General features: G+C 56.7%; 18 protein-coding genes. 4 read left to right on the top strand and 14 right to left on the bottom strand.

Annotated elements, in window-relative coordinates; genetic code table 11:
* Window positions 1-108: 108 nt before the first annotated feature.
* From ACR0LW_RS07530 to ACR0LW_RS07500, 7 genes are all read right to left on the bottom strand, one after another.
* A complete protein-coding gene (locus tag ACR0LW_RS07530; RefSeq protein WP_170453765.1) occupies window positions 109-1227 on the bottom strand; it encodes an acyltransferase family protein in 1119 nt (372 codons plus the stop codon).
* Complete coding sequence (locus ACR0LW_RS07525) at window positions 1224-2432, bottom strand: DegT/DnrJ/EryC1/StrS family aminotransferase (RefSeq protein WP_170453766.1); 1209 nt, start codon at window positions 2430-2432, stop codon at window positions 1224-1226. The genes ACR0LW_RS07530 and ACR0LW_RS07525 overlap by 4 nt, the downstream gene beginning before the upstream one ends.
* A 24-nt stretch (window positions 2433-2456) precedes the next feature.
* Window positions 2457-3581, bottom strand: coding sequence for a CDP-glucose 4,6-dehydratase (gene rfbG / locus ACR0LW_RS07520; RefSeq protein ID WP_480882105.1), 1125 nt, complete (start codon window positions 3579-3581; stop codon window positions 2457-2459).
* 9 nt (window positions 3582-3590) lie between these two features.
* On the bottom strand, window positions 3591-4400 hold the full coding sequence (gene rfbF, locus ACR0LW_RS07515) for a glucose-1-phosphate cytidylyltransferase (protein WP_170453768.1): 810 nt from the start codon (window positions 4398-4400) through the stop codon (window positions 3591-3593).
* Window positions 4401-4512: 112 nt separating this feature from the next.
* Window positions 4513-6150, bottom strand: coding sequence for a hypothetical protein (locus ACR0LW_RS07510; RefSeq protein WP_480882104.1), 1638 nt, complete (start codon window positions 6148-6150; stop codon window positions 4513-4515).
* Window positions 6147-6527, bottom strand: coding sequence for a GtrA family protein (locus ACR0LW_RS07505; protein ID WP_480584606.1), 381 nt, complete (start codon window positions 6525-6527; stop codon window positions 6147-6149). Before ACR0LW_RS07505 ends, ACR0LW_RS07510 begins: the two co-directional genes overlap by 4 nt.
* A gap of 128 nt (window positions 6528-6655) precedes the next feature.
* Window positions 6656-8599: a polysaccharide biosynthesis protein gene (locus ACR0LW_RS07500; RefSeq protein WP_480882102.1), complete on the bottom strand. Its 1944-nt coding sequence runs from the start codon at window positions 8597-8599 to the stop codon at window positions 6656-6658.
* Between the two features lie 999 nt (window positions 8600-9598).
* Between ACR0LW_RS07500 and ACR0LW_RS07495 the strand changes: the two genes are divergently transcribed.
* The 3 genes from ACR0LW_RS07495 to ACR0LW_RS07485 are packed head-to-tail and all read left to right on the top strand — an operon-like array spanning window position 9599 to window position 11822.
* Window positions 9599-10219 carry a sugar transferase gene (locus ACR0LW_RS07495; protein ID WP_480584610.1) on the top strand — a complete coding sequence of 207 codons (621 nt, stop codon included), beginning with the start codon at window positions 9599-9601 and terminating at the stop codon, window positions 10217-10219.
* Window positions 10216-11130 carry a formyltransferase family protein gene (locus ACR0LW_RS07490; RefSeq protein ID WP_170736143.1) on the top strand — a complete coding sequence of 305 codons (915 nt, stop codon included), beginning with the start codon at window positions 10216-10218 and terminating at the stop codon, window positions 11128-11130. The genes ACR0LW_RS07495 and ACR0LW_RS07490 overlap by 4 nt, the downstream gene beginning before the upstream one ends.
* Entirely contained in the window at window positions 11127-11822 is a 696-nt protein-coding gene (locus tag ACR0LW_RS07485; protein WP_170522852.1) for a PIG-L deacetylase family protein, read from the top strand. Before ACR0LW_RS07490 ends, ACR0LW_RS07485 begins: the two co-directional genes overlap by 4 nt.
* Here ACR0LW_RS07485 and ACR0LW_RS07480 read toward each other — a convergent pair.
* On the bottom strand, window positions 11819-13000 hold the full coding sequence (locus ACR0LW_RS07480; RefSeq protein ID WP_480882101.1) for a DegT/DnrJ/EryC1/StrS family aminotransferase: 1182 nt from the start codon (window positions 12998-13000) through the stop codon (window positions 11819-11821). The two genes, ACR0LW_RS07485 and ACR0LW_RS07480, sit on opposite strands and share 4 nt — an antisense overlap.
* Before the next feature lie 476 nt (window positions 13001-13476).
* Here ACR0LW_RS07480 and ACR0LW_RS07475 point away from each other — a divergent pair, with 476 nt between their 5' ends.
* A complete protein-coding gene (locus ACR0LW_RS07475) occupies window positions 13477-14733 on the top strand; it encodes a glycosyltransferase family 4 protein (protein WP_170736139.1) in 1257 nt (418 codons plus the stop codon).
* 6 nt (window positions 14734-14739) lie between these two features.
* Here the strand turns inward: ACR0LW_RS07475 and ACR0LW_RS07470 are convergent, their stop codons facing one another.
* From ACR0LW_RS07470 to ACR0LW_RS07445, 6 genes are read right to left on the bottom strand one after another with little or no spacing between them, the layout of a single operon-like run.
* A complete protein-coding gene (locus tag ACR0LW_RS07470) occupies window positions 14740-15609 on the bottom strand; it encodes a sulfotransferase family protein (protein WP_480882100.1) in 870 nt (289 codons plus the stop codon).
* 7 nt (window positions 15610-15616) lie between these two features.
* Window positions 15617-16807 carry a glycosyltransferase family 4 protein gene (locus ACR0LW_RS07465; protein ID WP_480882099.1) on the bottom strand — a complete coding sequence of 397 codons (1191 nt, stop codon included), beginning with the start codon at window positions 16805-16807 and terminating at the stop codon, window positions 15617-15619.
* Window positions 16808-16821: 14 nt separating this feature from the next.
* Window positions 16822-18000 carry a polysaccharide biosynthesis/export family protein gene (locus ACR0LW_RS07460; protein WP_480882098.1) on the bottom strand — a complete coding sequence of 393 codons (1179 nt, stop codon included), beginning with the start codon at window positions 17998-18000 and terminating at the stop codon, window positions 16822-16824.
* A 32-nt stretch (window positions 18001-18032) separates the two neighbouring features.
* Entirely contained in the window at window positions 18033-19364 is a 1332-nt protein-coding gene (locus ACR0LW_RS07455; protein ID WP_480708490.1) for an O-antigen ligase family protein, read from the bottom strand.
* Entirely contained in the window at window positions 19354-20697 is a 1344-nt protein-coding gene (locus ACR0LW_RS07450; RefSeq protein ID WP_480882097.1) for a lipopolysaccharide biosynthesis protein, read from the bottom strand. Before ACR0LW_RS07450 ends, ACR0LW_RS07455 begins: the two co-directional genes overlap by 11 nt.
* Entirely contained in the window at window positions 20694-22025 is a 1332-nt protein-coding gene (locus tag ACR0LW_RS07445) for a pectate lyase family protein (RefSeq protein ID WP_480882096.1), read from the bottom strand. Before ACR0LW_RS07445 ends, ACR0LW_RS07450 begins: the two co-directional genes overlap by 4 nt.
* Window positions 22026-22062: the final 37 nt, after the last annotated feature.

Genomic DNA, 22062 nt, shown 5'->3' with positions numbered 1-22062 from the left:
CTTAGCAGATGGTTCAAACACAGCGTTGCCTTCGGGGCGTATTGCCAATCTGTGCTTGTGTCTTTTTCCTTTCCTCCTTTTCGGCGAATGCGACCCGATGATTTCGGATCAAAACACCTTTTGCTTGAACACCTTCTGATACAGCCAGGTTTCGACCGTTATGTGCGCCAGATGCGCGACCAGTACGCCCAGCGGAATTGTCACCAGGATGAAAATCGAAACCGACAGCGGAAAGTTCGAACCGAACCACCCCATCTTTTCGAAGACCATGCGCATTGGCAGGTACACATAGGGATGTGTCAGGAACATGCTGTAGCTGATCGTGCCCAGATAGAAGATCCATTTGCTGGAGAAAACGCGGCCACTGATGCTGCCCGGTGATATGGCCAGCATGAAATACAAGACCGAGAACACGATGGTCAGTGTCACATTCGGATCGACGAAATCTGACGGGATATAGAGAACCTTGCCAAGTTGCAGGAAATAGACCGCGCCACCAAAGGCCAGTATCTCGCCAACCGGAACCAGCTTGCCGGTTGGAAGCATGCCCCGATCTGCAAGCAGCCGGATCATCACGCCACCAAGGAAGAACAGCGTCGCCGGGAAATAAAGTGTGAAGGCCACCGCAGCCAGTACAGACAGCGCCAGACCGATCTTCGATGGGCGATGGATGGCAAATGCCATGACCAGCCCAGTCAGAAGGTAGAACCACATCTCATAGACAATGCTCCAGGCGTTGGGGGTCAGTTGCCCGGTATTGGTGAAATTGGTCAAGAACGTTAAGGCCAGAAAGATCTTCCACGGGTCCTTCAGTTCCGGCGCCGTGTTGGTGACCGCGTTCAACACGATGAACAACATCGTCATGGCAAAGAACAGCGGATAGATCCGAATCAGACGTCGCGCAGCGAACCCGCCCGGCGAATATTTGATCGAGCTGGGAAGGATAACGAAGCCGCTGATGATAAAGAAGAAAAACACTACATTGGTTCCGAAGTTCCAATAGTGTTCGAGACCCGCGAAAACAGAAGGATCATCTGCATACGCGTTCAGTGCGGTCCCCCCGGCCAGATGGGCAATGAACACCATCAGCGAGGTTACGCCCCGAAAGGCATGCACCGTCATATTGAACGACGCGGCATGCCCTTTCGGTGCCGCCTGCGCCTTTGCTGAACCCTCAGCAGGCGCGGCGATCTCCGGAGAAACCTGGGTCTCTCTGACGTCGGTCATGCAGGGACCTTCCTTGCGCCATGCGTTTCGGCGAATTTGTTAAAGGTTTCATGCATATAGGCAATCTGCGCGTCGTCCAGACCGTGGTGGCACGCCAGAAGGATACCGCCACGCATCACCGCATCGGCGGCGGGATAGCCGTCGGGGCTGGTTTGGCACGTGACATTCTTCATGGCCGGTTGTCGCAGGATGTTGCCGGTAAAGACGGGGCGGGTCTGGATGTCCGACTTCTCAAGATAAATCTGCAATTCGCGGCGCGTGAACGGCGCGCCTTCGCGCAGGGTCAATGGGAAGGCCAACCAACCGGTCCGCGAACCCGGCAGTTGTTCGGGCAGGATGAACCAGTCTTCATACTGGGCAAAGAACGCCCGATGCGCGGCAAATGCCTTTTCGCGAACCTGAATATTGTTGTCCAGTTTGCCCAGTTGAACCAAGCCAAAGGCGGCGCTGATCTCGGACGGTTCCAGATTGTAGCCGAGGTCTTCAAACAGGAATTTCGCATCATACTCGATACCGTCCAGCATCACGTTGAAGCGGTTCTCGATGGCCTCGGATTCCACAAACAAGGACGACGAACGCCCCCATGAGCGCAGCAACAGCGCTTTGCGGCCCAGATCGTCATCATTGACGCACAGCATGCCGCCATTGCCCGCACCGTTGATGACATGGCTGCCATAGAAGCTGGTGGTTGAGACGTCGGAATAGACACCCGTGCTGGTTCCATCAATTGTCGCGCCCAACGTATCGGCACTGTCTTCGATCACTTTCAGACCATGGGCATCGGCCAGTTCGCGGATACGGCGCCAATCGGGCAGGTTGCCGATCAAAGATGGGATCATCATTGCCGAGGTTTTCGGTGTGATCATCCGTTCGATGGCATCCACATCGATATTGTAAGTCCCGGGGGCCGCATCGACAAATGCGGGGATCAGGCCCTGGCGGACCAACGGGGCCACTGTTGTCGCAAATGTCAGCGCAGGCGTAATGACCTCACTGCCTTTCGGCAGGTCAAGGATTTCCACGGCGAGGTAGTTGGCCGATGATCCGGAATTGACCATCACACCATGGCGCTTGGCAAACAGGGCCGAGACCTGCTGCTGCATCTCGCGCACTTTGGGGCCCATTTGCGTGGATGTTTTCAGCACCTCGACCACGGCATCGATCTCTTCCTGGCCATGTACTGTTTGCCCGTAATTCACTCTCATTAAAGTCGTCTCCTTAGAAAACTGCTACTGGGCCGCAAGCGGCGGTTGCGCGTACCGCTGCGACGACATCAAATTGCTGTAGTGATCGATCTGCGCATCTGTCAGATGCACCATATCCTCGCCCGAAAGCTGAGCCTTGTACCATTCAACCGTCATTCGAATGGCTTCGGACAGGTCCAGTTGTGGCCGCCAGCCCAACTGTGACTGGGCCTTGGTGCTATCCAGCCGAAGCAGCCCGGCTTCGTGCAAATCATCCGGCGGGGTGCCAAAGGTAAACTTGGGCGCGCCGTCCCCCCAGGTCTCAGTCATTATCTGCGACAGGCTACGGACATTCACTGTGCCGGATACATCCGGCCCGAAGTTCCACGCGCCCGCAAAATCCTGACCGGACCCCAGCAGCCGTGCCGCCAGGGCCAGATAGCCTGACAACGGCTCAAGCACATGTTGCCAGGGTCTGATGCTGTTGGGGTTGCGAATATGAACCGGCGTGTTCTCTGCCGTGGCGCGGATGATGTCGGGGATCAAACGATCCTCGCTCCAATCCCCGCCGCCAAACACATTGCCCGCCCGCACGGTGGCCAGACGCGGGCCGTCTGGGTCGGCAAAGAAGGAATGCGCGTAGGACTGCGCCAACAGCTCGGTACAGCCCTTGGAGGCGCTATAGGGGTCTTTGCCGCCCATGGGATCGTTTTCGCGATACCCCCAAACCCATTCCTTGTTGTCATAGCATTTGTCACTGGTGACAACGACAACCGCCTGCAAGGATTTCATCCGCAGCGCGGCATCCAGAACATGCGCCGTGCCCGAGACGTTGGTGGCAAATGTTTCCGCCGGGCTTCGGTAAGACCGGCGAACCAAAGGTTGCGCGGCCATGTGAATAACCAGATCGGCATCTACATCCGCAAGCGCTTTGTCAACCGCTGCCGCATCGCGGATATCGGCAAACCGACTGTCGGTGAAACCGTCGACCTTGCACAGGTCAAAGAACCCCGGCCCCGGCTCAGGCGGCAGGGACAGTCCGACGACGTCTGCCCCCAGCTTTCTGAGCCAGGCGCAAATCCACCCGCCCTTGAAACCGGAATGCCCGGTTACAAGAACCCGCCGCCCGGCAAAAGCGGCGTCAAACTGAGGATCGACTTGGTCCGTCATGTTCCGATCTCAAATCGCCAGTGCAGGATAGCTTTCGTCGCCCTCGTCGCTGAAATTCATCCAGGGCGGCAGTTCATCGTCGCACAAGGCGTTCAGCGTGTTCCGGTCGCGAATGGTGTCCATCGGATGCCAGAACCCGTCATGGCGGAAGGCCATCAACTCTCCGTCGCGGGCCATCTGGGTCAGCGGCGTCATTTCCAGCGGTTCATTGTCGTCGACCATGTAGTCCAGAACGCCGGGTTCGAAAACAAAGTAGCCGCCATTGATCCAGGTATCGCGCTTGCGCACCTTTTCGGTGAACGCCTCGACCCGGTCGCCTTTGATTTCGATGTTGCCAAAACGCGCCGGAGGTTGAACGGCCGTCACAGTCGCCAGTTTCCCGTGGCTTTTGTGGAAATCGATCAGCGCATTGATGTCGATATTGCCCAGCCCGTCGGAATAGGTGCACATGAACGGCTCATTCGGGTCCAGCCATTCTTTCAGCCGGCGAATTCGGCCGCTTGTCATCGTGTGCGCACCCGTGTCGACGACCGACACGTTCCAGCCGCCGGGGGCCGAGGGTACAAGCTTGAGCTCTCCGGTATCCAGAGCGACCGAGATGTTGTTTGCGATAAGATGGTAATTTGCGAAAAACTGTTTCAGCAGCAACGCTTTGTAGCCCGCTGCAACCACAAAATCCTTGTGGCCGAAATGACTGTAAATATCCATGACCCGCGCGATGATAGGACGACCGCCTACCTCGACCATGGGTTTCGGGATCGAAACCGTCTCTTCGGCCAGACGTGAGCCCAGTCCACCAGCCAGAAGCACCGTTTTCATCGTTTTTCCTTCCTTGTTAAAATCAACTTAAAAAATCGAGAACCACCCAGAAGGATGCCCGACGCGTCGGTTACATCGTCACTTCGTGGGAAACGAATCGAGCCTTTCACGCTCATTGACCCGCCTCCTTCGGCTTCAAGTATACCACACCTTGGCCGTAGCGATTATCAAGACCCGCGATTTCGGCCTTTTGGTACCCATTCGTCAACGCGTACTGCAACAATGATGCTTCCAGCGTTGAATCGTATCCTAAAACGAAAGCGGCAGGCGGGGTTTCGTTAAACAAATCTTCAATCTGGTCGTCACCAACAATCTGGTAGTGCTGCGCCAACTCGGTTGGCGTAAATTGCGCGATGCGATACGCAAATGGACCGGTCGCGAATTCAGGATAGACAGGCAGATCCGCTTCCAGCGGGTATAGCGGCACCAATGTTGCCACAGGCCCTTCGGGTTGACCGCTTTGCGCGATGGCTTGTTGCAGGGCGGCTCCGCCTTCGACGAATTTCTGGGGTGTAAATTTGCTTGGGTTTGTGGCCGCGAGCATCCCCAACCCAAGACGCGGCAATCCCAGCACCAGCATCACAAGGATGCCCGCCCCGATCATTGGAACGACTTGCTGACGGCTGGCGGCGGGCAAAAGCCGGTAAATCAGCGCCAACAGGATCGGAATGCACACGATCGGCTGGACATAATATTGCGGAAAGCCCGGCGTCGGCACAAATGCAAACACCGCCGTAAGGCACATGATGGCCAGAACAACAATGGCCTGTCCAATCCCGGAATTTGCCAGCGCCCCCGAGGACACCCTCAGGCTTGCCACCATCAATACCAAGGTTAGCAGCGCCATTGTCAGGACAAGGGATGACCCCGACAGCCAGGCGGAATAGGCAAGTTGAAGCTTGCTTGCCAACCCAAGCGCCAGTTCCGGCTCGGACGCGGCGTTGGCCTCCCAATACGCGATATGGGGGCCTGTGTGAAACTTCAGGACATGCGCGATGAACAGTTGAGGATCGGACAGCAGGTACCAAAACAACGGCACAGCCCCCAGCAATCCGCCAACCAACAACGGCAGAACAACGCGTTTCAGACGTTCGCTGAACGTGAAACCTGCGGGCAGGAAGAACGCGGCGATTGCGATCGGCGGAATGAGCATCACCGCACTGACCTTCATGCCTGCCGCAATCGACAACAGGACACCAGCCAACACCAAGCGCCAGGGTCTGAGTTCGGTTTCCAGCGTCTCGCAGACAAAAAGCCCAATACCCAAAACCGCAAAGGGCAATGGCAGAAGGTTGTTGGTTGCGGCCATCCCGGCCTCGGTCAAGAACGATTCACTTGTGAGCAGAGCAACCAGTGAAAACGTCGCCAGAAATCCTGATCTGGTCAAACGGTAGGTCAGCCATCCTGTGCCGATCAACAGCAACAGCCACGCGGCAAACACCCCGAACCGAGCCGAACCCAAAAGGCCAAACCCTTCGAACAGCGTGTTGAACCCAAGAAAGTACCAGGCTGAGTACGGCACATGGTTGTAGAAAAAATCGGAATACAGGCTTTGATCCTGCATCAGGCTGCTTGGGGGGACAAACATCAACTCGTCCCTGCGCAGCCCGTAGCTCATCAAACGACCAAACACTGAGACCAGCAGAAACACCAAGCCCGAGATTGTCACCAGGTTCAGCAGCAGACGCCAAATGTTCAGCCGTGAAGGGGCAACCCTTGCACCTGAGGTCTCGTATTGAAGATCGCTCATGACGGGTCTTCTCCGAAAGCTCGGACCTGCAGCGCCCATGAGATCAAGAGGTAGGACATCACCACAATCGGACCCAACGCGATTGCCTGAGCCAGATAGGCGTCAAGTCCCGCTTGCATCAGCCAGTGCAGCAACACTGCGTTCACAAAGTATATCAGAACATAAGAAGAGGCATAATAGGGAAGACGTCCATATCCCTGCACGCCAAAGACATAGCGTTTGTGAATGCGGAAATTCCACAAGACACACAGGGTGAACTGCAGCAATAGCGCAAGCTGGGCCGGGACGTTCAGAACAACCAGCGCGGCGAACACAAGGTACCCGAACGCTGTGTTTACCACACCGCTTCCCAAGAACCGTATGAGCCTGGATCGCATTTCCGGCGGTGACTCCACTGGACTCAGATAGGATCCTGCAGTTTTGCTACGATCACTAAACAACGTATTCAAACCATTTAACCAATATTCGTCAAAACTATGACGAGAACAAAAAACCGGGCAGCCAATCAGCTGCCCGTAGTAGCAAATTCCCCAGTTTGAGGCAGAGGAGCCTTCCCTTTCAGACCAGCGACAGCAGGTGCAACAGGCACACGGGCCGGCTTGTTTTTCAGGTCCGAGACGTCAATCGGGCGCAGCCCGTTCACACCATAGCCCGGCACAAGCTCTTTCAGAAGCCGCTTGGCGGTCAGCTCGTCACATTCGATTGCCGCCGCTTCCAGCTTGCGGATCATGGCCCGCAGTCTTGCAGCCGGAACACCTTCCGGGCGTGCGGAACCGACACCGGGAATACCGCTGTCATGGCGCTGTTCGGAAGCGTCAAACAGTTCTTCGAACAGTTTTTCACCCGGACGGGCACCGATGAACTTGATGTCGATGTCCTCATACGGCTTCAGGCCTGCCAAACGGATCATCCGCTCGGCCAGATCAACGATTTTCACCGGGCGACCCATATCCAGAACAAAGATCTCGCCATGGCTTGTGTCTTGTTTCAGGCCACTGGCAGCCGCGACCAGAGTCAACTGCACAGCTTCGCGGATGGTCATGAAGTATCTCTCCATGCGCTTGTCCGTGACCGTCAGCGGTCCACCGTTCGAGATTTGCCGCTGGAACAGCGGGATGAGCGAGCCGGACGACCCCAGAACGTTGCCAAACCGGACCGAGAAGAACCGGGATTGTTCTTCCGTCTCATTGGTAATTCTGTCCTGCGCCTGAACATAGAATTCAGCCACCCGTTTCGTCGCGCCCATGACATTGGTCGTGTTGACCGCCTTGTCGGTCGAGACCTGAACCATGGCAATTGCGCCAACATTGCGGGCTGCGTCGGCCACGTTGCGCGTGCCGATCACGTTCGTCAGAACGCCTTCGCAGGGGTTCAACTCGACCATGGGCACATGTTTCAGCGCGGCGGCGTTGAACACCAGTTCCGGGCGGTGCCTTTCGAAGATTGCGTTCACACGGGTTTTGTCGCGAATGCTGGCGACATACATCCGGCGCGGAACGTCGGCGAAGTTCTGCGACAGATCCATGTCGATAGAGTAGGCGTTGAATTCGCAGTTATCGATCATGACCAGCTCGGCCGGATCAAACGAAGCGATCTGACGGCTGAGTTCGCTGCCAATCGATCCGCCCGCTCCCGTCACCAGAACGCGACGGCCCTTGAACATCTCGCGCAGCATCGACCGTTCGACTTCTTTTTGCGGACGATCCAGGATTTCTTCGGGGTCAACATCCTGACCCTTTCCGGTGTCGTGATCTTCCAACCCGGGAACGCGCGAAACGGAAATCCCGTTGGCTTCGCACCAACGTGTGATCCGACGAATGCCGTCGCTTTCGAAATGCGTCACGGGCTCGGTCAGAAACAGGCGACGGGGCAGATTGTTCCAGGATTCGAGTTTCTCGATGACTTTCTCAGAGTCCAGCAAGGTGCCAATGATCTGCACATCGTGGAAATACAGGCCCTGTGTGTTGCGGGCGTCATCGATAATGCCAACCGGCTGGAATTTGGAGTCAGTGTTGCGCAGGGACCGAACAAACAAGTCGCAAGCAGCGCCCGTTCCGACCAGAAGAACCGGCACTTTCGTCTGCGCCTGGCAATGGGCCATCAGGCTGGCGTTTTGCCGTGTCAACTCACGGCTGCGCGCGACAACCCGCAATGCGCTGAAGCACAGGATCATGACACCAAACTGAATGACGTAAACCGCAAACGGAACGCTTGCTGTGACGGTCAGGATCGACCCGATCGCCGCAAGACAGCACGCTGCCAGCCCCGCGCCACGCATGATCAGCACAATATCCCGAAGCGAGGTCGAGCGCGCATGACGACGGTAGACACCGGCCAAGGGGAAAACCACCAAGCCAATAATACATGACAGAATCGCCAACGGTCCGGTTGCCGGAACCAGATTTTCAGCGATGGACCCGCCACCGGCCAGGTTCAGCGCGACAATCACCGCAAATGCGGACGCGACAAGGTCACCGATGACAAGCCGGTGATTTGCTCTTAGCTCGTTGAAGATTTGAGACTGCCAAGACTGGAACCCCGACAGCAATCCCCCACTTTCTTTAAATTTATTTCCCTGAGACCCAGCCCCGGAAGAAACATAATCGAAGTCACTCATACGAACGCTCCCGCGCTGCTACACACCTCTTACTGCTGGTTTGACGGATATTGGTATTGGTGCAATTTTCGCACCGCAGACATAGAACTCAAAAAAAACAACCGACTAAACGCCAGCTGGTCGATTTTATGAATCGTACTGTCTTACCCCCTCCACCTGTGCGCCCTAAAATCCTCGCCCAGGCTTGATTAACCATCTCACTCGCAGCTGCCGACAATCGGCTTACAAACAACCATCTCTGGTTCTAACTATGCTCTGACGTTACCACAGGGCAAGGCGGAACAAAAAGTAATTTTTTCACACAAGGACCCGGAAGTGGGTCGGACCTTGAAAATTTGACGTAAAACACTGGTAAAGAACACTTTTATGTCTGATTTTTGGTCATTCAAAGAGCGTTTTTGAATATGATTTGCTCAAAGAAGCCGAGAACAGTTTTGATGCTTGGCCGGGTCCGTTTCCTTTCCGGAAACAGGGGTGCCATGTGTCACTTTTTTAGGCCACTGGGCGACTCGGCAGCCAAAGGTTTACGGGCATCTCTCCCTGCGGCGGCCGTTATTTTATTAAATCGTGTCAACAACTTAATTGTCTCTTGCGAAAGAGGTAATGTCCTCGGGCGAACTCAGTGTCTTTCACGCTGCGCTGGCCGGACTGAAAATTTCCACGCCTTGAATTCACGAGAACCTTGCAAGGCCTTCCACTTTGCGGACAAGGTAACACGCAGTTCGAGTCACTTTGTTGGACGAAACCGCTGTGAAGGTCGACGTTTAAATTAAATTGATCCGTGTGCTAGTTATTTAGGCGTTCCGCCGTAGTGAAACAGTGAGCTTGGTCGTGAATAGAGTTTTCGAAGTCTTCGTTTGCATTCTGGCTGCTTTACTGGCTGCACCGTTCTTCGTCATTGCCTGCCTGATCGTTATGATGAATCTGGGCTTTCCCTTGTTTTTCAAGCAAACACGCGCCGGTAAGTCGGGCGGGGTTTTTAGCATCTACAAACTCAGGACAATGACAGACGACCGCGACTCGGCAGGTAATCTGCTGCCCGACAGCGAGCGGCAAACCCGTGCGACGGCCATGTTGCGGCGCTTGCGGCTGGATGAGGCGCCGCAGCTGCTGATGATCCTGCGCGGCGATATGGCCCTTGTGGGCCCGCGCCCGTTGCTGCCGGAAACGATCCAAGCCTTTGGCGAAGCCGGGCAGATGCGGTGCACCCAAAGACCGGGGCTGACCGGATGGGCGCAGGTAAGCGGCAATACAACACTGTCCAATCAGGAAAAACTGCAGCTTGATTTGTGGTATGTCGCCCACCGATCTTTTGGTTTGGACCTTCAGATCATGGCCGAAACAATCCGTGTGGCGATCCGGGGCGAACATCGCCGCCCTGATCGAATTCAGGCCGCCGAATCCTGGGTCAACGCCAGTACGTCCTTTGAATTGAAGGAGACGACCGCATGAAAACTGTTTTTGTTGGTGCGGTCGAAGGATCCCACGTCGCCTTGTCAGCAATTTGCGCAACCGGCTTTGTTCCGGAAATGGTGGTGACACTGCCGCGCGAACTGGCGCATCGGCATTCCGATTTCGCGGACCTGACCCCGGTGGCCGAGCGCTATGACATTCCGGTTCACTACACCGCCAAAAGCGATTCTGCCGGAACCCTGAATGCGATCCGCGCGGTGAACCCCGATTTGATTCTGGTGATCGGATGGTCGCAGCTCTGTGGGCCGGAATTTCGCGCTCTGGCCAAGATTGGGTGCGTGGGCTTTCACCCCTCCGCGCTGCCGCGTTTGCGGGGACGGGGTGTCATTCCTTGGACCGTCTTGCTGGGGGAACGCGATGTTGGTGCCTCGCTGTTCTGGTTGGGTGAAGGGGCTGATGATGGCCCGATTGCAGCCCAGGCCCGGTATGCCGTGGACCCGGACACGGTCACCGCGCGCGAGCTCTATGACCGCGCCCTGCAAGCCCTGACAGAGTTGCTGCCAAAGCTGTTGGCTCAAATAGAGGAAGGGGATGTTCCGGCAGCCCCTCAGCCCGAAACAGGGATCAGTATCTGCGCCCGTCGTCGTCCGGAAGATGGCCGGATCGACTGGACCCAACCCGCCGCAGAGATCCATCGTTTGATTCGGGCCGTTGGTCCCCCCTACCCGGGGGCGTTCACGCATGGCTCGGACGATACTGAACTGGTCATTACCGAGGCCCGCTTTTCACCCCTTAAAGGGTATTATATCGGCCTGCCCGGGCAGGTTCAGGCTGTCGATGGGCATGTGTTCACCGTCTATTGCGGCGATGGTCAGTGTCTGGACATAACCGGCTGGTCGGGTGCCGAGACACCCCCTGCCCTTCATTCAAAACTTGGATTTAAAGTATGAGTTTCCCCGGATTTTCAACCGCAGACCAAGGGCCCGTTCTGGTCGTTGCCCCCCACCCCGATGACGAGGTGCTGGGCGCGGGCGGCACCATTGCCCGGCTAGCTGATGAAGGCCGCGCCGTTCATGTTGCCATCGTAACCAAGGGCCAACCCCCCCGTTTTAGCGAAGAACAAATCGCTGGCGTGAGGGCCGAGGCGCGCGCCGCCCATAATGTGCTGGGCGTGACCGAGACCCACTGGATGGACTTCCCTGCAGCAGAACTGGCCGAACATCCGCATGGTGCATTGAATGCGGGGCTGGGAGAGCTCATTCGCAATCTCGACCCTTCACTTGTTTTGGCGCCACATCCGGGTGACATTCATCTGGATCACCAACTGACGTTCCTGTCGACCCTGGTTGCAAGTCGCCCGTATCAATCCGCGTATCCGGCGACCATTGCAGCATATGAGACGCTGTCCGAAACCAACTGGAACGCGCCCTACCTGACACCGGCCTTTGTTCCCAACGTTTTTGTGGACATTTCAGACACGCTGGAGCGCAAGCTTGATGCATTCCAGTGCTTTGCCAGTCAGGTCAAACAGCCACCGCATGAGCGTTCCGTGGCCAGTTTGAGAGCATTGGCGACCTTGCGCGGCGCGACCGTACATCGCCACGCCGCCGAGGGGTTTGTTCTGGTTCGGTCCGTGACCTAAGCGTTCACGCTTTGCCGTAACGCCGCATTGCCGATCTTCACCACGGTTTCCGCCAATTGGTGGGTTCGATCCGGCGACCAGGTCGGGTCCACCAGAAACGCCAGACTGGTCTGTCCCAGTTCCTGCGCCACCGGTAGCGGTTTGTCAGGCGTCAAGTTGTATCTTTCGAAAACGCCTTCCCGGTAAATCTCTGAACAGCTTCCGCTGAATATGGGGAACCCGGCCTCTGACACTTCCGCGATTATTCTGTCGCGGCTCCAGCCGGCGCTCAGGGCCTGAGGTTCGACAAACGCATAAAACCGATAGTAGGCATGCGTCAGATCCTCCGGGGGCATCGGCACACGAAACGCCGGACAGGCCGCCAAAGCGTTTGCCAGAATCGCTGCGTTTTCCGTCCTGTGCTGGCGCCAGCCGTCCAACCTTTTCAGCTGCACCCGGCCTATGGCCGCCGACATTCCGGTCATCCGCAAATTTGTCCCCGGTTCGGCACTGTGCAGCCAACGGAAGCCGGGAGGATGGTCCTTGCGATGGACCTGATCATAGCTTTTGCCGTGGTCCTTATGGCTCCAGGCGCGGGACCACAGATCATCGTCATCCGTGACCAGCAAACCGCCTTCACCCCCGGTCGAAATGATCTTGTCCTGACAGAAGGAAAAAGACCCAAACGTGCCGAATGTTCCGACGTGACGGTCCTCGATCATCGCGCCATGCGCCTGCGCGCAATCCTCGATCACCCACAGGTTGTGAGCTTTCGCAAGCTCCATGATTGCGGGCATATCCGCGGGCCAACCCGCAAGGTGGACCAATATGATGCCGCGTGTCTTTTCCGTCAGCACCGCTGCAATCGTCTCGGGTGAGAGGTTCTGAGTGTCGCGGTCCACATCCGCAAAAACCGGTGTGGCCCCGGCCATCAGCACGGTGCTGACCGAGGCGATAAAGCTGCGGGGCGTCACAATGACTTCGTCGCCCGGCTGCACGTCAAGCACCTGCAAGGCTGCGTCCAACGTCACGGTGCCATTTGCCATGGCAATCGCATGGGATGAACCGGTGTAGGCGCGATACTCTTGCTCGAAGGCGTTTACATCCGGTCCCGTCCACGCATTGACGCGCCCGGACCGCAGAACCCGTTCAACCGCAGAGATCTGTTCTTCATCAAAAACTGGCCAAATCTGACTCATTACTCTTCCTATGAAACTGAAAGACCCGGGACGACCGAAGGCTTTCCCAACTTCAAACGCTATACGTTACACAACGGCTAATAGAATTGCCTGCGTGCAGCATAAACGCCAAGTCTTAAATCATCCAAGTGGGAATAGCAGGACAATGTTCGCAAATCGGGCGGCACCGTTTCAACAATCCGAAGAAGGCGCGGCGCTGTCTCCGAAGACTTAACAATCGCGTGAACCGTCAAATCGATACTGATCCAAGTTCAGCTGATTTTCGCCTGCTCGGGTCATATTCCCATCGCTCTGTTTTTGAACAAGAAATCGACGCGATCCAAAAGCTTGATGCGGGCTGCGATCTGTTCGTGCGCTGCCTTTTTTCGCGATGTTCGCCTAACTGTGAACTCGGCCCTATACTTGGTTCGCTTGACATGAAAGACAGCCTAAACCAGCATTAAATTAACGTCAGATCTTAGTGTGAACATTTGTTGATGAGTGACTTTTCTAACCTCTCGCCCGGTTCGGGTTGTGATCCGTCAGCGGGCCCGCATTCACATACAAGAAAACCCAAAATCGTGTTCGTCGGCAGCCTGACGACGTCGCTGACCAACTTCCGCTATGACATTCTCAAGGAACTGTCCCAACGCGCAGATGTTATTGCCTGCGGCCCGGAACGGCACCCCAAGACCGAAGCTACCTTGGCCGATTTGGGAATTGAGTTCCGACAATTTCCTTTGTCGCGAGCCGGGTTGAACCCGTTTCAGGATCTGTCGTCGCTTCGGTCCCTGATCCGGATCTGCCGGGACGAACGGCCGGACATGGTGGTCTCGTACACCATGAAACCGATGATCTTTAGCGGGCTTGCCGCGCGGCTGACCGGTGTGCCGCAAAACTATGCGATGTGTACCGGGCTTGGATATGTGTTCTCGGAAGACGATCAATCGTTCTTCCGAAATCTGTTGCGCAAACTGTCCGTCGCCCTGTACCGCATTTCACTGAAAGACGTGGATGAGGTTTTTGTCTACAACTCTGTCGACGCGGCAGAGTTTCGATCCCGACGCCTGATCGCGGCTGACGTGCCCATGCTTCAGATTCCCGGCTCGGGCGTCAATCTGGAACATTACCAGCATTCTGAACCACCCAGCGGCCCGCCCGTCTTTCTAATGGTTGCGCGCCTGCTGCGGTACAAAGGCGTGTTCGAATATGTCGAGGCCGCCCGGATGCTGCGGCAGAAATACCCGGATGCGCGGTGCCAGCTTTTGGGCCCGCTGGACGACAACCCCAATTCGGTCAGTGCCGAGCAATTGTCCCAATGGCAAAAGGACGGAGATATTGAATATCTGGGGGAAACGGATGACGTACGCCCCTATCTGCGGGATTGCTCGGTCTTTGTGCTGCCGACGGCGTATCGCGAAGGTATTCCGCGTTCGATCCTCGAGGCGATGTCAACCGGGCGTGCGGTCATAACTACCGATGCGCCGGGTTGTGAAGATGCGGTGTCTGACGGGCAAACGGGCTTTATTGTTCCGATGCGGAACTCTCAGAAACTTGCTGACGCGATGCAGCGCTTTGTCGAAGACCAGGGCCTGATTGCGACTATGGGTCGTGAGGCGCGTCATCGGGCGGAAAATGAGTTCGATGTCGCGCGGGTCAACACGATATTGCTGCGGAAAATGGGACTGATGAGCGAACACGAAAGCTTGCCGCCATCAGGACTGTCGATCCAAATGGCGGCAAACGAGGCGTAGAGCCTGTTAAGCAACCGAAGGGTCAGGGGAACCGGAGCGAACCGCTGGCTCGTCGGTTTTCACAAACTCCTGCAGGCTGGTCCATTGCCGCGATATTCCCGGCATATATCCATTCAGTTCATCAGCGTCCTTGGCAAAAAACTCTGCCATTTTCCGGGACAGATCGGCCGGCAATGGGGGGTATTCCACCTTTCGCGCCACGGCATTGCGCACGGCCTGCACCGGCCAGGTATTTCGGACAGGATCCAGCAACGGCCTTACCGGGCCAAGCACCCGGCGCAACCCGCGCGGAACCAAGGGAATTTCCTTATCCTTCACGCGCGTTTGTAGCGGAGGGTTCAGCGTACCCGCAAATCCGATATGGCCGCTGACCTTTGCCAGCTGCTCTTGCGCAGCGGTCCGGACGTCTTCGTAAGCCAGCAGCAAAACGTGATCTGCCGGAAACAGTTCGTAAAAGCGCCGCAGGTGGAAGGCATATAGCCCGTCATTCAAAAACCGTTGATCGGCGGCGCGGTCCGGGTCCAGATGAGCGTAGATGTCGTCATTCACCTCACCCCGACGAAACAGCATGCAATAGTCCGAATAGGCACGTTGCACAGGATCGCGCATCTGAACGATCAGCCGCACACCCGGACAATCGCGTTTGATCCGCTCGGCCGCCTTGGGTGCCGTCATATAAGAGTTCGATTTCTCACCAACCAGCTGAGCGCCGCCCGTGGCCTCAAAATAACTGCCATACCAATCCGGCCCGCGTTCGTATTCACGAGAGAAATAATGCAGTTCCGGATCCGGCATGAAAATTTCCTCCGTCTCCATCAGCGACATCTGCAACCAGGTCGTCGCGCATTTTGCGGCACCGATGATCAGAAAATCCATTTGTCTTTCAAGCGGCATTAATCAGGCCCCTTCGCTTAACAATGCTTTCATAAATTGAACTGACCCGAGCGACATGCACATCGCGGCTCATGCTTTGGTGCACGTTATCTCGTGCCGCTGCCGTCACTGACTTTTTCAGGTCCGGCGACTCCAGAAGCTGTCGTACGGGGTCAACAAATGCGGACGGGTCATAGGGATCCACCAAAAACCCGCTGCGACCGTTTTCGATTGCCTCGGGATTGCCGCCATGGTTGGTCGCCACAACAGGTGTTCCCAGATGCATGGCTTCGATCAATGTCCGGCCAAAGGGTTCGTCCAGTGCCGTGACCAACAGCGCGTCGACACCTGCCATGGCCTCAGCAATGGGCGACCTGTGACCCATCAGGTGGATTTGTTCGGTAATGCCCAAAGTGCGCGCCAAATCCCGGCATGTGTCTGCCAAACCTATATCGGCTGTCTCTTCCTGACCAAACACCACCCCGTGCACGGGGCGGTCCGGAATGGCGGCAGAAATCTCTGCCACTGCGCTGACGAAGTGATCTGGCCGTTTTCTTGTGTTGAGCAGGCCAAAATACCCCAGCAAGACCGCATTCTCGGGCAGGCCCAATTCCGTGCACAAGGCTGCGTGACAGGTCGAATGTTCGGGCGGATCGCTGGAAAAATCGAACGGGCTGCGCACAACTTCGAACCGGTCATCTATTGGCCGGATCGGTTTAATGGGACGGGCAAATTCGGAAACCGAGAGGATCTTGTTGGCAAAGATCGGCGCAATCTTGTTGATGCCCGAGGCATCAGGGCCCTGTCGGTGATACCAAACAAACCGGGTCCCCGCCAAACGCGCCGGAAGCGCCCAGTTGGCATGCATGCGCCCGTCATTTGTGGTGACGATGTCGATGTTAAGCTGTTTCAGAATTCGAACAAAGCGGGGCACCGAGCGGGTCAGATATTTCGGCAGCGAGGCGTCACTGTCCGAGCGGCTGTAAGACGGTGCAATAATGCCAGGCTCTGTGATCAACTGATAATCCAGCCCGAGGGACGAGATATATTCCCCCAGATCACCGGCTTCGCGATGCAAGGCAATGATGGGTTCAAACCGCGCGCGATCAAGGGCCGCCACAAGGCTCAGCGATGAGATATGACTGCCCCCGATCTGATCCCCGCCGACATAGGGGAAAAACACCCGGATGGGATTTGGCATAACAATATTCCTGACTATTCAGTGTTTGGTGATAAAATAACGGTCCGGCTAACGACCAATGTGTCGCCGGGAAGCAATGCGCCAACAGCATCAAACGCGTCGGACAACAGCTTGGATTCTCTGGTGACACTGTATTCAATAACGGTTTCACCCACCGGCTCGGCATCAGTTGCAAGACCCGCCGCGACCACCTCATTATGTAGGGTCTGTGCCGTCGCAAGCCGCGTGCGCAACGTGAGCAATTCTTGTTCAACCTGATTGAGACGGGTTAGGGCCTGCGATCTGGCCGTATCTACCAGAGCCAATTCGTCCCGTTGCGCGCGGTTGAGCTGTTGCTTGGCATTCAGCAACGCAATCTCCAGATTGAGTCGCTCGGATATCAGGTTGCTGAGCGAGATATTCAGCGCCGTGACCCGCGCGTTGACCGCCAGCCCACGTTCCTTCAGTTCATTCACGCTTTCCAGATCTTTCCGCGTAAACTCGATCTGTTCTTCGCGCAGCTTCAGCTGTTCTTCCAGGCTTTTGATCTGCTGCTCCTGAACCTCCTGCAGTTCGCGAAGGCTGACCCCCTGCCCGCTGCGGGCCGTCTGGGTGGCTGCAAGGATTTGACCTTCCAGCCCGCCGATCTCGGCGGTTCCATCCTGATCCTCGGAAGACAGGGCATCGAGATCGGTCGTAAGACGCTCGCGCTCGTTTTCCAAAGCTGCGATTTGCGTGGTCAGCAAACGGATCTCGCCGCCCAGGCTGAGAGTCTGAAAATCATTCCCGGACCCCAGCTGCAATGGCGGTCGCAAGGGGCCACCAGCCAGGGCCAAAGCCTGCTGTGCCGTCAAACCGGGCCGGAACGGATAGGCGCCGGGCGCCGTAACGTCGCCCAGAACATAGACGGGCAGATGGTCGATCACCTCAATCGCGACATGTGGCGGTTCAGCAAGTCCCACCTGCCGCCGCAAACGCGTTTCGATCAGTTTGGACAAGGACTCCAGCGTGTTCCCACTGGCTTGAATCTGTCCCGCCAGCGGCACCATCAGGGTTCCGTCCGGGCCGATTTTGTATTCGCCCGAGACCCCGTCCCATTGAACAAATGACGACACGACAGGATCCCAGCGCATCGCGCGCAGCAACAGGCGGTCATGTTCAAGAAGCTCATAGCTTTCAGCATGCGCAACTGCCGGGACGTAGCCAATCGACATCAGGGCGCAGCACAAAATAAGTCTTATGAATTTCAATGCGTGATCCTCCCGGTACGCGGTGTTGCAGTATTGTTTTGGTGATTGGCCAAACCGGTTCTGAACTCGGCCATGCACGATGCGCTTAGCGATAGTGCAAGGATCAGAGGAACATTCCAGAACCGGGGATAAAAGGCCGGAAACATGTTCAGCATGACGCTGTAGACCATCAGGATGGTCAGCGTGATCGCGGGCACCTTGCGGGACCCGTTGGATGCAAATGCCAGCCATGCAAGATAGATGCCCGTCAGGATAAAACCGACAAGCCCGAGGAGCGAGATCAACCCACCCTCGGTCAGCGCAAGAAGATACATGCTGTGAACCGGTGCGCCATGGTCGCTGACGGTCCGGTATTGTTCGGCACCCAGCCCCAGGAACAGAGTATCCTGCGCGACATGCAATGCCTCTTGGATCAGGAAATACCGGCCATCGAATGTGCCGGCTTCGCTGATGTCGCCATCAACCAATGCGCCAAGGACCCGGTCCTGAAACACTTCGGGCAGGAAATACTGGCCAAATTCAAGCATCGAGAACAGGGCGATCAAGAACCCGACCAGGGTAATCACAATGCTGCGCCGCGTTCCGCACAGGAAAACGATGATGATGGTGCCAAGCGTACTGATCAACAGGCCACTGTTCGATCCGGTCAGGATGACCCCGTAATAGAGCGCCGGCAGACATATGACCAACCAGATGGCCTTGATTTCTTTCAGATAGTACAAGCCCAATGTAAGGATGATCGCGATTGCGGCCAGAGTGGCACATTCGTTTTCACGCTCGATCAGTGATCGCATCCTGCCGTTGTAAGACAGCAGGCGCGGCCCCGCGTCTTCGACGAAGTGAACGATATAGGCGCCGAATACCATCACAAAGGTGATGGACACGATCAGCACCCGCAGCAATGCGATCACCTGCGGGTAGCTTCGTGCCCCCAGCAACAAGGGTAGCAGCATCAGCGAAAAGAAATACTGCGATACCACAGTCACCAGTTCGACAGGATTGCCGTTTACCAACGAGCTTATGGTCAGCCCCCCGGCGAAAAGGAAAAAGGACAGATACCACATGCCACTGGCGCGGCCAAAGTAGTTGAGAGGCAGACGTTGCTGAGACACCAGAACAATAACGGCGATCACCGCGCAGGCGTCAGAGGCTGTGAAATAGACCGCTTGCAAGCGCAGGTAATTGATGGGTGCCAAAGCAACCACAAGGAACAGAAAGAACCCTTCCAGCCCGGTCAACCCGGCGCGTCTGAAACCGAAGACATCCGGCACCTGAAAACTGCCGTGTTGAGCCGGTTTGACGGGTTGGTGCAAAGCGTCAGCTTTCACGAGGCACCCCCTTGTTGACGGCTGCACTGACAGCCCGTTTCAACACGATACTACACAAAACCAACCAAATGGCGTTACAAATCAAGTGCGACGCCGCAGCCCCGGCTACTCCGAAAGTTGTGACCATCGGGTAGATCACGACAAAAAACAGCCCGGTAATTAGGGCGCCGATCCTGACCATCGCGCGGTCCTGTTCCAGGCTCAGCAGCGCGGGGTTGACGATGCAGCCAAACAGATAGAACCCAACGGCCACGGCCTGAATTGCAACAACAGGAACCGCAGGGCCGAATTCCGGCCCGAAGAACGCCAGTATGATCTTATCCAGTTGCCAGATGACCGGTGTCAGCACCAGCACCAGCACCACCGCAAACCCCGCGCTTATGTTGCGCAGGATTTTCCCCAGCTTCGCGACTTGTCCGCGTGCCGAAAGCCGCGTGAATTCCGGGTAGATCGTTTGGCTGAGCGGGCGACCCAGTCGCAGTGCTGCATCTCCGCAGCGCCGCGCGATATGGTAGTAGCCAACCGCAGTTGCCGGAACCATCGCGGCAAGAATAATCACGTCCAACCGTTGCGAAGTTTGGCGTAAAATGACCGAGAGGTTGCTGTTCCACATGAACCGCAGGAACCCCGGATTCTCGGCCAGCGTTTCCCGGATACCGCCAAACTGCAACCGATGCCCGCGTTTTCGCATCTGGGTCAGCCCCACCAGATAGGCCAATGTGCCGTCCAGCAGACTTATGAGAACGAAAATCGCTGCGAACCCAACCAGACCAAGGTCGAAAGCCCAGGCCATGATCGCCAGAAACGCCCGAAACGCGGCTGTTGCACTGTCCAGTTTGGCCAGAATGTCAAAGCGATCATAGATGCGAAGCAGTGAAATGCCTGTCGCCCTCAGCGACAGGACACAGGCTGCGGCCCCGACCGGCAACAGCCAGAAATAGGTGTCTTCCAGTCCAAGCAATGGTGCCAAAATGGGCGCGAGAAGAAACGCCACGGTGGCCGCTAGCACTCCGCCAGCCAAGTCCACGAGCACGGACAGGCCGATCAGCCGTCCGAAGCGATCCACCTCATCGTTTTCCAGCGCCGTACTGGCATGTCGAATGACGGCCTGCCACGGCTCCAGATGCAGCAATCTGGCCATAATTCGGCTGTAGGCCTCCAGAACAGCAATCAGCCCCAGCCCCGCCGCACCCAATGCGCGCGCGCCAAAGGCAAGATAGACCATTCCAAGCAGAGCAACCGCAACCTGTGCCGAGAAAATCCACTTGAGATTGCGCAGAAGGCGCTTTTTCAACGGCTCATCGCGAAGCCCGGATGACAGGCGCGCAGTCAAGACAGGTCTCCGGCCATGATGGCAAGCCATGTTTCAACATGGCTCAACCCCGTTTGCGGATCCAAAGCCCACGGATCATCAATGCGGTTGGGATCCAGCCCATCGCGGGTTTCTTCCCAAGCATCGGGCAAACCGTCCAGATCGCTGTCGGCGACCGGATTGGCAGACGCAATATCGGGCCAGCCGCCAACTTGCTCGACCTTGTCGATGATCTGACCGGTGCAGTTTTGAACATCCCCGATGATAGCCGCATCCAGCTTATCCGGTTCGCGGTGCCCTTCGATCCGGTCCCCTGAACGGCTCAGCACCGTTTCAAGCGCTTCGGCGGCCGGGAGGGGATCTGTCGTCAAAGGCCAGCTTCCGGGAGGAACCTGTTGCTGCATGGCGACCACGTCCAAAACCTCGAACCGGCGCGCGCGGCAGCCGTCGGGCGTGCCTGCAATGTTGCCCTCGGCCCAAAGGGCAACGGCATAGTCATCCTCCCACTCGAACACCTGAACGGCTTCGGGCGTTTTGCGGATGGTATCGGGGCCGGTCAGGGCGACATTCCCGATATAGGCGACAGCAGCGTCGCCCAGCAGGTCGTAGAACTCGCCAAACTGGCTGATAGGATTGTAGAAAACGTTGTTGATGACCTCGACCGGGCCAATATCAGTTGCCTTGATGTCCGGCTGCCGGTCACGGTGATGCGCAAACAGATTTCGGATCAACGAGATCCGGCCGCACGCATTCGTGGGGCCTTCGTCCGAGCAGATCAGCGCCCCTTTTGAATGGCGCCCTTTGGGATGGTTCGAACGATCCAGGCTAAGCGCAACAATACTGTCCGCCAGTGTTATGTCCTGCGCGGTCGCGTTCGATACGTGAATGTTGACCGTCTCGTCCGAGGCGAACGCCAGGGACAGGTTGCCAAGATAGACGCGCTGACCGTTTTCTACCGTTACCGCATCCACAACCGATGACTGTTCATCCGTGACCCCGGGACGCGCTTTCAGAAAGCGCACCACGACATCGTTCACGTTCTTCAATATCAGCGTGCCGACTTTCCCTTCGACAATCCGCAGCTGTATGCCATCCCCGGGCGCAGTCTGTCCGGCGATATAGGTGTTTGGTCCAACCCAAATCGCGTTCGTCAGGTCGATAGTCCCGCTAACCGCAAAGACACATACGCGCGGGGGGCCGTTGCCTTCGGCACAATCCCGAAGCGACCCCGGACCACTGTCGTTCAGGTTGGTCACAGTCAGAACACTGCCGCCCTTCCACCCGACAGCACCAGCGCCATAGCCTACGGCACCCGGAAAGGCAGACTCTGCCGCGACATCTTGCGCCAAAAACAAAGCAACGCTCAGGGCAATGACGGTCGACGCG

It is taken from the genome of Ruegeria sp. N4 (assembly GCF_056531425.1).
This window is presented reverse-complemented; position numbering and strand designations above follow the sequence as displayed.